Source organism: Sediminibacterium sp. (assembly GCF_051860225.1).
Taxonomy (GTDB): Bacteria; Bacteroidota; Bacteroidia; order Chitinophagales; family Chitinophagaceae; genus Sediminibacterium.
In genome coordinates this window covers 1,364,113-1,378,728 of record NZ_JBHYEI010000001.1, presented here as the reverse complement: position 1 = coordinate 1,378,728, position 14,616 = coordinate 1,364,113, and the positions used below count along the sequence as shown (strand labels likewise).

Here is a 14,616-nt window from a genome sequence, read left to right as displayed (position 1 = left end):
AAGAGCCAATGAATTTTCATTCAAATAAAGCCATATACATACAAATTGCCGATCTGATTTGCGAAAAGATTCTTGCTGGAACATTCAAAGAAGAGGAAAGAATTCCTTCTGTAAGAGAATTGGCGGTTGATTTAGAAGTGAACCCTAATACGGTGATGAGAACCTATGAATACTTACAGGATTTAGATATAATATCCAATAAAAGAGGGGTGGGCTTTTTTGTGAAAACCAACAGCATAGAAAGAGTTACAATCTATTTAAGAAAAGAGTTTATGGAACAGGAATTGCCCAACTTGTTTAAGAATATGAAAATTCTAGCAATCAATATCAATGAATTAGAAAAACTGTATCAACAATATCTGCAGCACAACATAAAAAATAACAATGAAAAAAAGTAATATTCTATTGACCATCACCCTCTTGATTGTTTGTATTTGCTTTATTGCAGTTAATATTAAATTGAAAATGGAATATAAAAAAGGGGCAATTCAATCAGTTATTCAAAAGAAAATGTTGCCCATTTTCCATCATATAAAAGAACTCAACAGTTTAAAAAACGTCGACTATACCTATAAGCCCTTTATTAATATTTATGAAAGAAAAGACACAAGTGCTATTGCATTTAATTTTTATAACCCGATTGGTTTTAACTATTTCGTAAAAAATGATACACTATACCTCAAGGCTGATTCTTCATTTGATGGGGGTATTCCTGCGATTAGTATTTATTGTAAAAACTTGAAGTCATTAATTACTAGTAATTCTACTGTTACGCTAAATAATTATAAAACCGACAGTATATACCTTGAATCCAATAAATACGCTAGCATCAATGCAATAGAACTCAATAGCAAGTCTATAAAATTAAAAGCGCAAGACAATTCAACATTGACCGTTTCAGCAACAGATACCATTGGAAGAGGAGAAATTAGCGCCCTAAATAATGCAACAATAAAAATGAATAATCTTTACTTTAAAGAGCGATTGATAAGTGTTGATTCATCCGCATCACTAACTGTCACTGGAAAAACGTTGAAGGCTTTGAATAAAGTTCAGTTTTAAATACTAGATAGATGGAGTTTTTCCAAAATCACTTCAGCCATTTTTAAATAGGCTTCATGACTATAGCCAGCTATATGTGGAGTAATTACCACATTGGGCATAGCTGTCAAGCTAAGCAACTCTGCTTGCTCTTGTTCATTGTAGTTGCGTAGTTGTTCATTTTCTAATACATCTAAGCCTGCTGCCTTTATTTTCTTTGTTTCTAATGCAGTAATTAGGGCTGTTGTATTGGTGACTTTACCTCTACAGGTAGATATAAAATAGGGTTGACGCTGCAGCCGATTAAAAAAATCATTCCCAGCAAAATGTTTGGTTTCAGCAGTTAGGGGGAGATGAAGGCTGATGATTTCTGCTTCAGCCGCTACCGCTTCAATAGTTGATTCTTCTACATATCCTTGGCTAAATCCAGTTTTATATTTATCAACTGCAAGGACTCTTACATTAAAGGGTTGCAACAAACGAGCAAAAGCAGACCCTGTATTTCCATAGCCAATGATGCCAACGGTTCTACCTGACAGTTCATCTGCACGGTTTTCATCACGCAACCATAAACCCTGTTTAATTTCAGCGTAACTGCTGCTGATCCTATTCATGAGATTCAGCAATAAACCCAATGTATGTTCGGCTACCGCATTGCGATTACCCTCAGGGCTACTTTCGCATTGAATCCCCTTGCTTTCTGCATAAGCAACATCAATCAATTCCATCCCACTACCCAGCCTTCCAATCCATTTTAAGTTGGGAGCTGCATCAATTATTTCGCGATCTATTTTTAATCGAGTGGTTACAATCAACCCAACTGCATCTGTAATTAAATATTTTAACTCTTCGTAAGTAATTGCAGGTTGATAAATAACAATAAACTGTTTTGCTTTTAAGGTATCAACTAAATATGGATGAACTTTTGCAGTAACAATTACTTTCATATTAATTCCTTTATCCCATTTTAAAAGTAAGGGCGGCAAACTCTTCCACCGTCAGCTGTTCAGCCCTTTTTGTAAATATTTCTTCTTGCAAAACAGCTGCATCAAAAAATGGTTTCATTGGATTACGCAACATTTTTCTTCGTTGCCCAAATGCTGCTTTTACTAAAGTAAAAAATGCTTTTTCTGACCTTACCGCAACAGGCGTTTCTTTTCGTGTTAATCGAATTACTCCACTCATCACTTTAGGGGGTGGATTAAAACTTTCGGGTGGCACATCAAATAAATATTCTACTTCGTAAAATGCTTGAACCAATACACTTAATATACCATACACTTTGGTATGGGGCTTCGATACAATTCTTTCCGCTACTTCTTTTTGAAACATCCCAATCATTACTGGTATCTGTTCTTTCCATTCAAGTACCCTAAATACAATTTGCGTAGAAATATTATAAGGGAAATTGCCCACCAATGTAAACTGGTTTTCGAATGGTACGGGAATATCTAAAATGCTACCCTCAATAATCGCTTCTGCTAAAACAGGATATTGTACTTTTAAGTAAGTTACTTTTTCCCTATCCAGCTCTACTGCTTTAAATTGTTTGATGGGAAGTTTTAACAAATGCTTGGTTAAAGCACCAGCACCTGGCCCTACTTCTAGTACTTGTGTTAAATCGGCTACTTGCACAGCAGTAACAATTTGCTTGCAGATGGCTTCATTAGTTAGGAAATGCTGACCCAGCGACTTTTTGAGCGTATATTGCATGACTGCAAAAGTAGTATTTTAGCACCCTAAATAATGGCTCATGAGTAATGAAATGCAAAAACCCGTAATTGGCTTTACCTGCGGAGATTTAAATGGTATAGGGCTTGAATTGATTATTAAGACTTTTATAGACCAAAGAATACTCGATTTCTGCATTCCTATTGTGTTTGCAAGCAATAAAAGCATGAATTTCTATAGAAAAGGAATACCCGATGCTAATTTCAATTGCACCAATATCAATAATTTCAGCAGAATCAACCCCAAGCAAGTAAATATTTTTAACGTATGGGAAGAAGAAGTAGTGATTACCCCTGGCGAGCTAAATGAAATAGGTGGTCAATATGCATTGAAGTCTTTAGAAGAAGCTACCAAGGCATTAAAAGAAGGGCATATTCATGGATTGGTGACCGCCCCTATTCATAAGAAGAATATTCAATCAGAAAGTTTTCATTACAGCGGTCATACCCCTTATTTCAAAGCATTCTTTGAGGTGAACGATGTAGTTATGTTGATGGTTGCCGAAAATATGCGGGTGGGTTTGGTAACAGAACATGTAACGGTTGAAGAGGTAGCCAAACATATCACTAAAGAAAATATCCTTAGCAAATTGCAGATCATCCATCAGTCTTTGAAAAAAGACTTTGGCGTAGACAAACCTAAAATTGCAGTACTTGCGCTCAACCCGCATGCAGGTGATGATGGCTTAATCGGAAAAGAGGAAATGGAAATCATTAAACCTGCCATACAAGAAGCAAAAAATAAATTGTTGGTATTTGGCCCCTACCCAGCGGATGCCTTTTTTGCTAGAGGGATGCATGAAAAATTTGATGCAGTGTTAGCCATGTATCACGACCAAGGATTAATTCCTTTTAAATCACTGGCTTTTGGCGAAGGAGTTAATTATACTGCAGGCTTACCTGTTGTAAGAACCAGCCCTGACCACGGAACTGCATTTGATATTGCGGGAAAAGGAAAGGCAGACCATGCTTCCTTTATTGCTGCTACTTTTGAATGCATCGATATCCTTAACAGAAGGATGGGTTATGCAGACAGAAATAGAAATCCGCTAAGAAAAATTAGCGCTAGAATGTTGGCCAATGCCGTAGATGAAAGAATAGAAGAAAACGAAGGATAATACCATGATTTATATAGAGAATAATCAACTAAAAATTGCCATTTCAGAAAAGGGTGCAGAGCTTCAAGAAATATTTAGCAAAGAAACACAGCTAGATTATTTATGGAGTGGTGATGCTACATTTTGGGGGAAGAAAAGTCCTGTACTATTCCCCATTGTAGGCACTTTAAAAAACAACCAGTTTACCCATAACGGTGAAAGTTATCAGCTGGGTAGGCATGGTTTTGCAAGAGATAAATCATTCAAACTTACAGAGTCGAGCAGCAATCGTGTTTGCTTAACTTTAGACGCAGATGGAGAAACTTTGACACAATATCCTTTTCTATTTAGATTAAATATTGTTTACGAAATAATTAAAAACAAACTCAGCTGCAATTATCAAATTACCAATATTGATGTAAAGCCACTGCATTTTTCAGTTGGTGCTCATCCAGCATTTAAAGTGCCTTTAGAAGAAGCCTATCAATTCAATGATTATTATCTTGAATTCAACCAATCAGAATCCGCTGGTAAATGGCCTATCACTGCGGAAGGTCTTATTGATGAAAACCCGGTACCCTTTTTTCATAGCAACAATAGGATTAATTTAAGCAAGGAATTATTTTATGGCGACGCCTTAGTATTTAAGCAATTGGAATCTTCTTCTATTCGTTTATGCAACGATCAATCTAAACATGGATTTACTTTTTCATGGACCGAATTTCCTTTCATGGGCATTTGGAGTGCAAAAGACGCCCCCTTTGTTTGTCTTGAGCCTTGGTGTGGTATAGCTGATTCTGTGAATGCAACAGGTGAGCTTAGAGAAAAAGAGGGTATGATCCTATTAACCCCAGGACAAAGCACCGATAGAACCTGGGCTATTGAATTATACTAACTATTTAAAAATTGCATCACTTAACCCAGTGTTGATAGTGTATGCAGTATAGTTAATTTCAACGCGTCCTTTTTTACCTTTCATTTTGTCTTTAACTGCCTTATCTGTATCATCAAACTCTAAAGTAATTCCTTTGGGGAGCTTGTAGTCTTTTGCATTAAAGCTAAACAATACTTTATCGGGCAATCCATAAGATGCATATTTACCATACTGCAATTCCATTTCGTAAGTACCATTCTCACGAGTAGTTGTTACCGATTTACGTATTAACAAATTGGTTTCATCAATATATAAAGTTGATAAAATAATTTCACCTGCATCTGCTTCAGGCAATAGCTTCACTATTCTAACAGGCGTATTCCCTACTGTACTCATTCCTGCATCTATTGCTACAAATCCAGTTTGCATAATCATGCTGCCAATATTAATACTTACTCCTCCCTTTGGCAATACAGAAATTCCACCATCCCTTTGTAGTTTGAATTTATCGGGGCTTTTGAAAAACACTTTAACTCTGCCGATAGGCGCTTTAATGAAAGCCACATCGGTTTTCATTTTTCCATCAGCTGTATAATCTTTTACTTTCTCTAATTTGGCTTTTACTTTCATTACCAAGGCATTCATGTCTTGTGCATGTAAAGCCGTTGAAAGAAATAGAGTAGTAAAAAGGACCAAAAAATTTTTATTCAATTTCATCTTCATAAACGGGTGATTAACTGAGAATATCTTTTTTTCTAAATAACCAAACAGCACTGCCCACAAACAAAACAATGTGAACAGCTAAAACCGTTGCAGATCGGATGATTTTATCTGGATATTGAATACTTCCAATAATTGCTTCGTTGGCATCGTTCACCTTGAAGTCAAAAAACTCCTTCCAGGTAATCATATGGGTAGTAAACAAATAAGGCTTAATTAAATTAAACAAAGGAATATTCATGGTACTCAGAATAGTACAAACAATAATCACACTCATGGTTGCAACGATTGGACCAATTGAGTTTTCTGCAAAAAAAGATAAAAAAAATCCCAATGCTGCAACGGTAACCATCGCCAGTGCAGCAAAACAGAATGCTCCAGCATAACGCCAAAAAACATCTGACTCTTTTACAATTACTACATAACTACTCTTCATCAAGAATAAATCATCCGTACCAAAAATCAACATGCTTAAAAACAAGCCCATGATAGCAATCCATATCAATAACAGCAAAGTATAAATAACAGAAGCTATAAACTTTGCCATTACAATAGAAGTTCTTGACTGTGGTTTAGTCAATAAGATTCTTAAAGTACCCATATTGGCTTCACCCGAAATCATATCCGCTGCAATTAATGCAATCAACAATGGCACATGTACCAGTAAAAGTTGCAGAATAACATAGCAAATAAAATAGCCATTTAATATTTTACCATCTACACTAAATGAATTGGCAAAATCGGCCATTACAAAATCGGCATATTCTTTACCATCCACCAATAATCCCAATTGGATTACACCAATTAGTGCAGTAATAGCAGCAAAAGACAAATAGGTTCTTGGCCTTTTAAATACTTTGTATAACTCAATTTGTAAATGTTCCCACATGTTGTTTTCCTGCTGTTACTTGTAAAAAATAATCTTCCAGACTATGTCTTGCCTGCAAGGAATAAATATCAACGCCTGAAGCTGCCAACATTCTATTGAAGTTGGGTATATCTTCTTTGTTTAATCCAACCATGATTTGCCCATCTCGTTCAGGCAATAAATTGTTCGCCCATTTAGAGGACTGTATGGTTTGTATAGCTGATTCATTATTGGCTACACTTATTTGTAAAATGGTTTGTTGATCATTAAACAATTCTGCAGAACTGCCCTCCACTAATTTTTGGCCTTTATCAATAATTAAAATTCGAGTAGCAATTTGTTCAATTTCATTTAACAAATGAGAAGAGACAATCACTGTTTTTTTCATTTCCCTCGATAAAATCAAGATCAGATTCCTGATATCAGCTATCCCTTGTGGATCAAGACCGTTGGTGGGTTCATCTAAAATGATTAACTGCGGATTATGAACTAATGCAATCCCGATTCCCAAACGTTGCTTCATACCCTGAGAAAATGTCTTCACGGTATCATGCGCCCTTGAAGCAAGACCCACCATTTCCAATTGTTCCATCAACATTTTATTGGTTGGCTTTACTCCACTCAATTTAGCAAACAACTTCAAATTTTCGTAAGCTGATAGGTATTTGTAAACATCGGGCTTTTCAATTACGGCACCGATTTGTTGCAAGATTTCTTTGCGGTGTTTATTTAGATCATATCCGAATATGGATATCTCACCACTGGTAGGGGTGATTAGCGTCAATAACATTCTTATTGTAGTACTTTTTCCTGCGCCATTTTGACCCAGAAATCCATATACATCGCCCGATTCAACCGAAAAAGAGAGTTGATTAACTGCGGTGAGGTTATTGAATTGCTTAGTGAGTTGGGAAACTTTTACTATTTGTTGCATTGAATTGTATAACAACAAAACTAGTTAAGATGTTTAAACTTTTAGGTATTCTTGAAGCGCTTTCACATAATCTTCAAAAGCTTTAATGCCTTCAGGGGTAACTTTACAAGTAGTTTGAGGGTAATTGTCCTTGAATTGTTTTACCACTTCTATATAGCCCGCATCTTTTAGTTTTTGAACCTGTACACTTAAGTTACCAGCAGTAGCATTTGTTTTCTCCCTTATAAAGGTGAATTCAGCTTCTTTAACGCTAATGAGTAAACTCATTACGGCCAACCTAAGCTGCGAATGCAATATGGGATCAAGTTCTTTAAACATTGGCTCTAGTCTAGGCTAGGTATTTGTTTCTTAAAATGATACCAGGAATAAACCAGCAAACCAATGCCGAAGCAGATCCTAATAACATATCATATTTACTCTCAGTAAATAGACTGAGCATAAAAAAACCATAAGTAATTAGCGCACCAATTTTCATGGGGTTAAACTTTTTCACCATTCCCGTAACCATGGTTGGAAAAGCATAAATCAAAATATAGACAGAATAAAGGGAGGGTGTAAATGGTCTAATTATTTCGTCCGGACGTCCATCTGCGTAATGCTTCATCATCGTAAAACCCTCTTGTGAAAAATATTTTTCGGTTTGAACCGGTACTATATTCTGGTAAAAACTCAATGCAAAAATACTGATGCCAAAAACCAGCCAAACAGCGTTTACTACATCTTCGTCGTATTGCTTTGCTTTTAAATTTTTCTTCTCTTTAATTGAAATGTATACTTGAGGAACAATAGCGGCAAATACCAACCACCAAATATCAATCACTAATGTGAAGTCATATTCTCTTTGTAAATAACTCACGAAAGAAGCAATTGAAACTACAGCTCCCCACAACAAAGAACCAATGCCCGTATCGTGGTAGCTCCCTTTTGCTTTTTTGATCATTTCAGCGATTAGCTGTAAACTCTCTTGTTCCGAAAATTTAGTTTCATTAGCCATTGAAAGAATTTTTAAACTTTGCACGTAATATATAACCAGGAATAATCCAAGCGCTAACCACTGCTGGTAATAGCAACAAGATTATTTCTTTTGAAGAAATATAAACTGCTAAAACAGACAAGCCCCAACAAACAATACCACCTATTTTTAGTGGGGTAAAACGCATAATGGCCCCTGTTAAAAAAGTAGGCATGCCATACAATAACAAAATGAGCGCATACATCAATTGCCAACCTCCCAGCTTCAATGAAATAAAAGAAACTAATCCCATACTAATTCCAAACACCATCCAAACATAACCAATCATTTCATCGGTATAAGTTTTTACAGTTTCCTTTTTCTCTTTCTGTTTTAAATAGTAGAATTGATACCCTAGAGCAACAAGGGTTAGCATCCAAATTAGTCCAGTGTTCGCACCCAAAGAAGTATAGCTAAGCAAAGCATACTGCCCTAATGAGCAAGTGAAAATTATCCACCCCCATAAAAGATACAGGGTACCATTTTCAGAGTACCTATTTTGCGCTTTATTAATCATGCTTTCAATTAAAGCAAGACTAGATTGGGCAGACAGTTGCTCTTGATGACTCATACAATCAGTTTAAAAATATAAAGATACCCCTGCCAAATTTAGCAGGGGTAAAATAGATACACAAATTACTGACAAGCAGCCAATAATTGCGCTGCTTGCTCCTTACCCCAACTTGGATGTAATGCAGATGAAGGCTTAAAATTTTCGAATAATTCAACCGACTTTTCAAATAGTTTTTTGGCAACTGCTTTTCCCCCACCAAACGCTTCCGGCACATTCATTAAATACTGGCCTTCTAATAAATACGGTCGAGGGTTATTCGGATCAATCGCTTTTGCTTTTGCTATAGCTTCAGCAGCAATAGCACCATACGATTGCCATCTGCTCATTGGATCTACTACCAATTGCATCACTGCAACTTGCTGCTTTAAACAAAAAATTTCTGCATTGTCTTTTTCAATTGCTTCAGCTTTTGCAATCAACGCATTCACTTTTTCAGCTACTTTGTCTTTATCCGCAGATGGGTTCATAAATGCAGCAATCGTATAATTTCTAGCAGCATAATAATAAGGCAACCACTGTGTTTTTTCCGCATCGCCCACTCTTTCAAAAAAGGATGCAGTAGCATTCATTTCATCAGCAGTTTTGCTTTCTTTCATTTTAGCCAATCCATTCTGCATAGCAGACTCAAATTTGGTTTGTGCATTTAATCCAATGGTTACAAAAAGTGCAACAGTCAATAATAGTTTTTTCATGTTATAAAATTTAGGTGTTGAGTTGATTTATTTATTTTTTAATTTTTGGTATTCATTTTCAACATCATTGATGCGATTTCCTTGGTATGCTTTAAGGTATTGAAAAACCAATCCTAAACCCCAACCAAGGATGGGCCAAATGGGCCAGAAATAATCTAGATTTTCTTTAGATCCAAAATACCATACCCCAATTAAGAAAAGATTTACAAAAACATAGCTTAATACACTCCTTTTAAAGCCAACTCTTTCTTTGGCAATTTGCCAGAGTACTTCATCTTTTGGTTCGTTGATATTTGTGTTATTCATGTTGTTAAGTTTTAAAATTTATTAAAGATTATTATTGATATTTTGTTGAGAACGATCTACACCCCAGCTAAGAAAAATACCTAAGAAAAAACTTCTGTCTGCTGGAGGATTCACTTCTGAGCGAATCAAGTCTCCATTGGTATCTCTTAAACGACCACTGTAATTGTATCCAAAAATTTGTCGTTCGTTAAATACGTTGTTTACACCTAGTACAACTACTGCATTGGCTTTTCCAATTTTAGGTAACCAATTCAAGCTAAAATTATTGGAACTGTATCCGATGGTTCTATCTACTAAAAAGTCTTTTTGAGATCTGTTCGGATTAAAATAAGGTCTACCTGTACTCCAATTATAACTCCAGTTAACACCGAACATATTTTTAACCCAGAATTTTTTCAAAACCACACTTCCACTATGGGTTGCAGCGAATGTTGGTTGCACCAAAGCAGTGTAATTATTGTAATCTCTTTTGGTATCTAGGTATGAATAACTGATCCAGTAATCAAAGTTTTTGAATGTTTTTCTATCTCTCCAGAAAAGCTCAATCCCTTGTGCATAACCTAATCCCGCATTGCTAACTGTTGTAGGAAAACTGTTAGAGGTTTTTAATAAACTTACATAGTCTTTATAAAATGCTTGAGCACGAAATGTATAATTATTAGAAATATGTTGATAGGTTAGTATATAGTGATCTGCTCTTAAAAAATCAACTCCAAACTGATTAATTAAATATCTTCTTTCGGGAGTTTGATAAAAAATACCATAGTCTGCAGACACCTGACTATTCTTTCCAAGTTTATAAGATAATGCCATTCTTGGGGCTACATTCATTTTATTTAATAAGCTACTATGCTCTACTCTCACACCAGGACGGAAAGCCAATTCATTCGTTATATATAAATCCGCTTCAGCAAATCCTGCAGTATAAAAATCATTCACTTTTGAAGGGAAAAATCCATTGATATTTTGGAAACGACTACTGTCCGAATTATTCCATACTTCTGTACCAAAACGTAAAGTATTAATAGAACCAAATCTCTTGTCTACTACAACCCTAGCTTGAAGCATCCACTGGTGTGCATTTAAAGAAAATCCGGTTTGATCAATTACTGGAATATTGGTTTTAGGAACTGCTTGATATTGTTGATTTTGAACCTGTGTAAGAATCTCGTCTTTATTATAACTTATGCTGGCAGCAATATTCATTTTCCAACCATTCCCTAAAAACTGTCTAAAGCTAACATTGGTGAATAAATTTTGATTCTTTAAGCTAAACGCATTCCATAATCCAATACTGTCTAAAGATGGATTTCTTACCCCCAGGGTTCCTGAGTTATAATAAGCATAGAGTTTAAATACGCCATTCTTTTTTGTTTTAAAACGATAGTTAATATCTGCAGTATGAAAATCAGGAACTTTAAAAAAGTCAGGTGCTTGTGGAACTAATTTTTGATACACCGCTAGGTTTGTCCAGTTATAACTGAATCCATAACTTGATTTTTTATTTTCAGCCACTTGCTGCAAACCAACTGTAGCAAACAAAGGAGAAAGCCCTACTTGTAATTCCGATTTTTCTGGAATGTCTAAACTCTCTAAGCTTAATACACTACTTAAAGCTTGTCCATATAAAGCAGAATATCCTCCACTACTGAATACGGTGCCACTGAATAAGAAAGGAGAAAATCTTCCCCTTTGAGCGATTCCAGGTACACTGCTATAAAAGAAATTATTCACTACTGTTCCATCGATGATTATTTTAGCTTCTTCAGCAGATCCACCTCTTATAAACAGTCCTTCTTGCTCCCCTACTTTTTGTGCACCTGGCAAAGTTTGTATGGTTGCTGATATATCAGCATTTGCTCCAGCGGTTGTTGCAATATCCAACGCTTTTAAAACGGTACCCTTTTTCTTGTCGCTTGCTTCGTATGAACCTGCTGTGATAATGACTGCCTTTAATTCGTTTATTTCCTCTTTTAAAATAAAACTGATTACCACCGAATCTGTTCCTAATACAATAGGGAGCTCCATTGATTTATACCCAATATTACTAGCCACCAATAGCGCGTTCCCTTTTTCAGTTGTTTTAAATGAGAAAGACCCGGTGGAATCAGACATTGTTCCATCATAGCTGTCTTTGATAGAAATATTTGCGCCTGCTAAAATGCGACCCTTATTATCTCTTACCGTTCCTTTTACCAGAACTTGAGCTTTTAACAAGCAAGCCAACATCATTCCCGCTATAAAAATTAAAAATGCTTTCATTGTGTGTTTTTGACAAGACAAACGTAGACTAGTTTATTTTATAAACCAAATTATTTTATAAATATTTATTCAATTAATAAACTTTTAAGGCATGTAAACTGTTTAAATATTGATAATGAATCACTTATGAACAATAAGGCTGTTTTTCTGACTGCCCAATGGGAGTATCTAGTAATGTTGAATTACGAAATTCCTCCTGAAATCCTGTTTCCTTACTTACCAAAAGGGACTGAAGTAGACTTATTTGATGGAAAAGCCTTAGCAAGTGTAGTTGGATTTCTATTTAATGAAACAAAAGTATTTGGCATCAAATGGCCATTTCATACCAATTTTGAAGAAGTCAATCTACGGTTTTATGTAAAAAGATTTGATGGGGTAAAATGGAAAAGAGGTGTAGCATTTATTAGTGAAATTGTTCCAAAACATATGATTGCATGGATGGCAAATGCATTATACAATGAACATTACAGCAGGATGCCTATGCAGCACCAAGCACATATTGAAAATAATTTTTTACAACTAAACTATGAGTGGCAAAATAAGCAACAATGGAATAGTTTAAAAGTTAAAGCTCTTAACCGCCCACAACCCATTACTCCTAATACCCAAGAAGAATTTATTTTTGAACATTATTGGGGATACAATCAACTCAATAAAAACACCCTAATAGAATATGGAGTAGAGCATCCAAGTTGGGAAATCTTTCCAGTTACCTATTATGAACTTAATGCAGATATTGCTAGTTTATATGGATCAGCTTTTGTACCCTATTTAACTAGAAATCCTGAAAGCGTAATGTTGGCAAAAGGTTCTGCTGTTACCATTCGTAAACCAAGCTTTTATAAAGTATAAAAAAAGAGGTTGTCTTATTCAGACAACCTCTTTAGTAGAATTCAGAACAGTTTATTTATACTGCTCACTTATGCTTTTGGCTAGATCAGTCATTTTCTTAAGACCATCTTCAGGAAGGTTTCCTTTTTTGAATTCAGCTAGCACATCAGGTAATTTATTTTCCATCTCCATCAAGAAATGTGCTTCAAATTCTTTTACCTTTTTAACTGCTACTTCACGCAATAAACCTTGAGTTCCCAAGTAGATTATTGCCACTTGTTTTTCAACAGTAAATGGAGTGTATTGTGCTTGCTTTAATATTTCAACGTTTCTTGCACCCTTATCAATTACTGATTTGGTTGCAGCGTCTAAGTCTCCACCAAATTTAGAGAATGCTTCAAGCTCACGGTAAAGGGCTTGGTCTAACTTAAGTGTACCAGCCACTTTTTTCATAGACTTAATTTTCGCATTACCACCCACACGACTTACAGAAATACCTACGTTAATAGCCGGACGAATACCAGCGTTAAACAAGTTACCTTCCAAGAAAATCTGACCGTCTGTAATAGAAATTACGTTGGTAGGAATATATGCAGATACGTCACCTGCTTGCGTTTCAATGATTGGTAATGCGGTTAAAGAACCACCACCTTTAACTAAATGCTTGATAGACTCAGGAAGGTCATTCATGTTTTTAGCTACATCATCGTTGGCAATTACTTTTGCAGCTCTTTCCAATAAACGGCTATGTAGATAGAATACGTCTCCTGGATATGCTTCACGTCCTGGAGGTCTTCTTAATAACAATGAAACTTCACGGTATGCAACCGCTTGTTTTGATAAGTCATCAAATACAATTAAGGCTGGTCTACCGGTATCTCTAAAGAATTCACCAATTGCTGCACCCGCAAATGGAGCATAGAATTGTAATGGAGCCGGATCAGATGCAGATGCTGCAACGATTGTTGTGTAAGCCATTGCACCATTGTCTTCTAAGGTTTTCATAACCCCAGCAACAGTGGATGCTTTTTGACCAATCGCAACATATATACAATATACAGGCTTACCTGCGTCAAAGAATTCCTTTTGGTTAATAATGGTATCAACGCAAATTGCGGTTTTACCAGTTTGACGGTCACCAATAACCAACTCACGTTGACCACGACCTACTGGAATCATTGCATCAATTGCTTTAATACCAGTTTGTAATGGTTCTTTTACTGGCTCACGATAGATTACCCCTGGTGCTTTACGCTCCAATGGCATTTCATATAATTCACCTTGGATAGGACCTTTACCATCAATAGGCTCCCCTAAAGTATTGATTACACGACCAACTACTCCCTCACCTACTTTGATAGAAGCAATCTGACCTGTTCTTTTTACTTTAGCACCTTCCTTGATACTTCCACTGTCTCCCATTAATACCACACCCACATTATCTTCTTCAAGGTTAAGGGCAATTGCTTTAACACCGTTTTCGAATACTACCAGTTCACCGCTTCGTACACCGTTAAGGCCGTACACACGGGCAATACCATCACCCACCTGCAATACGGTTCCTACTTCTTCTAGTTCGGCAGAAGCATTGAAATTGCTGAGTTGCTGTCTCAGTATCGCTGATATTTCATCTGGTTTAATATCTACCATTTTGTATGATTTAAAAGTTGATCTT

At 35.9% G+C, this 14,616-nt stretch carries 17 protein-coding genes; 5 read left to right on the top strand and 12 right to left on the bottom strand.

The window, feature by feature from the left end; genetic code table 11:
• Positions 1–8: 8 nt before the first annotated feature.
• Complete coding sequence (locus ACTIEI_RS05955; RefSeq protein ID WP_439505368.1) at positions 9–398, top strand: GntR family transcriptional regulator; 390 nt, start codon at positions 9–11, stop codon at positions 396–398.
• Complete coding sequence (locus tag ACTIEI_RS05950) at positions 385–1,062, top strand: hypothetical protein (RefSeq protein ID WP_439505367.1); 678 nt, start codon at positions 385–387, stop codon at positions 1,060–1,062. Before ACTIEI_RS05955 ends, ACTIEI_RS05950 begins: the two co-directional genes overlap by 14 nt.
• Here ACTIEI_RS05950 and ACTIEI_RS05945 read toward each other — a convergent pair.
• Both ACTIEI_RS05945 and rsmA read right to left on the bottom strand, forming a co-directional pair.
• Positions 1,059–1,988 carry an NAD(P)-dependent oxidoreductase gene (locus ACTIEI_RS05945; RefSeq protein WP_439505366.1) on the bottom strand — a complete coding sequence of 310 codons (930 nt, stop codon included), beginning with the start codon at positions 1,986–1,988 and terminating at the stop codon, positions 1,059–1,061. The two genes, ACTIEI_RS05950 and ACTIEI_RS05945, sit on opposite strands and share 4 nt — an antisense overlap.
• A gap of 10 nt (positions 1,989–1,998) precedes the next feature.
• A complete protein-coding gene (gene rsmA, locus ACTIEI_RS05940; protein ID WP_439505365.1) occupies positions 1,999–2,754 on the bottom strand; it encodes a 16S rRNA (adenine(1518)-N(6)/adenine(1519)-N(6))-dimethyltransferase RsmA in 756 nt (251 codons plus the stop codon).
• A gap of 40 nt (positions 2,755–2,794) precedes the next feature.
• Here rsmA and pdxA point away from each other — a divergent pair, with 40 nt between their 5' ends.
• On the top strand, positions 2,795–3,889 hold the full coding sequence (pdxA, locus tag ACTIEI_RS05935) for a 4-hydroxythreonine-4-phosphate dehydrogenase PdxA (RefSeq protein WP_439505364.1): 1,095 nt from the start codon (positions 2,795–2,797) through the stop codon (positions 3,887–3,889).
• Between the two features lie 4 nt (positions 3,890–3,893).
• Positions 3,894–4,763: an aldose 1-epimerase family protein gene (locus tag ACTIEI_RS05930; protein WP_439505363.1), complete on the top strand. Its 870-nt coding sequence runs from the start codon at positions 3,894–3,896 to the stop codon at positions 4,761–4,763.
• Here ACTIEI_RS05930 and ACTIEI_RS05925 read toward each other — a convergent pair whose 3' ends face one another.
• The 9 genes from ACTIEI_RS05925 to ACTIEI_RS05885 all read right to left on the bottom strand — a co-directional run bounded on the left by ACTIEI_RS05925 (position 4,764) and on the right by ACTIEI_RS05885 (position 12,110).
• Positions 4,764–5,465: a LolA family protein gene (locus ACTIEI_RS05925; protein WP_439505362.1), complete on the bottom strand. Its 702-nt coding sequence runs from the start codon at positions 5,463–5,465 to the stop codon at positions 4,764–4,766.
• 10 nt (positions 5,466–5,475) lie between these two features.
• Positions 5,476–6,351, bottom strand: a complete 876-nt coding sequence (locus ACTIEI_RS05920; RefSeq protein ID WP_295184725.1) for an ABC transporter permease — start codon at positions 6,349–6,351, stop codon at positions 5,476–5,478.
• Positions 6,329–7,264: an ABC transporter ATP-binding protein gene (locus ACTIEI_RS05915; RefSeq protein ID WP_439505361.1), complete on the bottom strand. Its 936-nt coding sequence runs from the start codon at positions 7,262–7,264 to the stop codon at positions 6,329–6,331. Before ACTIEI_RS05915 ends, ACTIEI_RS05920 begins: the two co-directional genes overlap by 23 nt.
• Before the next feature lie 33 nt (positions 7,265–7,297).
• A complete protein-coding gene (locus ACTIEI_RS05910; RefSeq protein WP_439505360.1) occupies positions 7,298–7,582 on the bottom strand; it encodes a winged helix-turn-helix domain-containing protein in 285 nt (94 codons plus the stop codon).
• 10 nt (positions 7,583–7,592) lie between these two features.
• Positions 7,593–8,258: a hypothetical protein gene (locus ACTIEI_RS05905; RefSeq protein ID WP_439505359.1), complete on the bottom strand. Its 666-nt coding sequence runs from the start codon at positions 8,256–8,258 to the stop codon at positions 7,593–7,595.
• The gene (locus tag ACTIEI_RS05900; RefSeq protein WP_439505358.1) at positions 8,251–8,847 is read right to left on the bottom strand and encodes a hypothetical protein; all 597 of its coding nucleotides are present in this window, start codon (positions 8,845–8,847) and stop codon (positions 8,251–8,253) included. The genes ACTIEI_RS05905 and ACTIEI_RS05900 overlap by 8 nt, the downstream gene beginning before the upstream one ends.
• A 65-nt stretch (positions 8,848–8,912) precedes the next feature.
• Entirely contained in the window at positions 8,913–9,542 is a 630-nt protein-coding gene (locus tag ACTIEI_RS05895; protein ID WP_439505357.1) for a hypothetical protein, read from the bottom strand.
• Positions 9,543–9,569: 27 nt separating this feature from the next.
• Complete coding sequence (locus ACTIEI_RS05890; protein WP_439505356.1) at positions 9,570–9,848, bottom strand: 2TM domain-containing protein; 279 nt, start codon at positions 9,846–9,848, stop codon at positions 9,570–9,572.
• 21 nt (positions 9,849–9,869) lie between these two features.
• Positions 9,870–12,110, bottom strand: coding sequence for a TonB-dependent receptor (locus ACTIEI_RS05885; RefSeq protein WP_439505355.1), 2,241 nt, complete (start codon positions 12,108–12,110; stop codon positions 9,870–9,872).
• Between the two features lie 126 nt (positions 12,111–12,236).
• Between ACTIEI_RS05885 and ACTIEI_RS05880 the strand changes: the two genes are divergently transcribed.
• Complete coding sequence (locus ACTIEI_RS05880) at positions 12,237–12,962, top strand: YqjF family protein (RefSeq protein WP_439505354.1); 726 nt, start codon at positions 12,237–12,239, stop codon at positions 12,960–12,962.
• A gap of 51 nt (positions 12,963–13,013) precedes the next feature.
• Here ACTIEI_RS05880 and atpA read toward each other — a convergent pair whose 3' ends face one another.
• Positions 13,014–14,591, bottom strand: coding sequence for a F0F1 ATP synthase subunit alpha (atpA, locus tag ACTIEI_RS05875; RefSeq protein WP_439505353.1), 1,578 nt, complete (start codon positions 14,589–14,591; stop codon positions 13,014–13,016).
• Positions 14,592–14,616: the final 25 nt, after the last annotated feature.

Bases quoted from the DNA above. Each gene is read 5' to 3' on its own strand.
- ACTIEI_RS05930 (WP_439505363.1), top strand. From the start codon at position 3,894: ATGATTTATATAGAGAATAATCAACTAAAAATTGCCATTTCAGAAAAG.
- ACTIEI_RS05900 (WP_439505358.1), bottom strand. From the start codon at position 8,847: ATGAGTCATCAAGAGCAACTGTCTGCCCAATCTAGTCTTGCTTTAATT.
- ACTIEI_RS05915 (WP_439505361.1), bottom strand. From the start codon at position 7,264: ATGCAACAAATAGTAAAAGTTTCCCAACTCACTAAGCAATTCAATAAC.
- ACTIEI_RS05945 (WP_439505366.1), bottom strand. From the start codon at position 1,988: ATGAAAGTAATTGTTACTGCAAAAGTTCATCCATATTTAGTTGATACC.
- ACTIEI_RS05925 (WP_439505362.1), bottom strand. From the start codon at position 5,465: ATGAAGATGAAATTGAATAAAAATTTTTTGGTCCTTTTTACTACTCTA.
- ACTIEI_RS05920 (WP_295184725.1), bottom strand. From the start codon at position 6,351: ATGTGGGAACATTTACAAATTGAGTTATACAAAGTATTTAAAAGGCCA.
- pdxA (WP_439505364.1), top strand. From the start codon at position 2,795: ATGAGTAATGAAATGCAAAAACCCGTAATTGGCTTTACCTGCGGAGAT.
- ACTIEI_RS05950 (WP_439505367.1), top strand. From the start codon at position 385: ATGAAAAAAAGTAATATTCTATTGACCATCACCCTCTTGATTGTTTGT.
- ACTIEI_RS05955 (WP_439505368.1), top strand. From the start codon at position 9: ATGAATTTTCATTCAAATAAAGCCATATACATACAAATTGCCGATCTG.
- ACTIEI_RS05890 (WP_439505356.1), bottom strand. From the start codon at position 9,848: ATGAATAACACAAATATCAACGAACCAAAAGATGAAGTACTCTGGCAA.
- ACTIEI_RS05885 (WP_439505355.1), bottom strand. From the start codon at position 12,110: ATGAAAGCATTTTTAATTTTTATAGCGGGAATGATGTTGGCTTGCTTG.
- ACTIEI_RS05905 (WP_439505359.1), bottom strand. From the start codon at position 8,258: ATGGCTAATGAAACTAAATTTTCGGAACAAGAGAGTTTACAGCTAATC.
- ACTIEI_RS05910 (WP_439505360.1), bottom strand. From the start codon at position 7,582: ATGTTTAAAGAACTTGATCCCATATTGCATTCGCAGCTTAGGTTGGCC.
- ACTIEI_RS05880 (WP_439505354.1), top strand. From the start codon at position 12,237: ATGAACAATAAGGCTGTTTTTCTGACTGCCCAATGGGAGTATCTAGTA.
- ACTIEI_RS05895 (WP_439505357.1), bottom strand. From the start codon at position 9,542: ATGAAAAAACTATTATTGACTGTTGCACTTTTTGTAACCATTGGATTA.
- rsmA (WP_439505365.1), bottom strand. From the start codon at position 2,754: ATGCAATATACGCTCAAAAAGTCGCTGGGTCAGCATTTCCTAACTAAT.
- atpA (WP_439505353.1), bottom strand. From the start codon at position 14,591: ATGGTAGATATTAAACCAGATGAAATATCAGCGATACTGAGACAGCAA.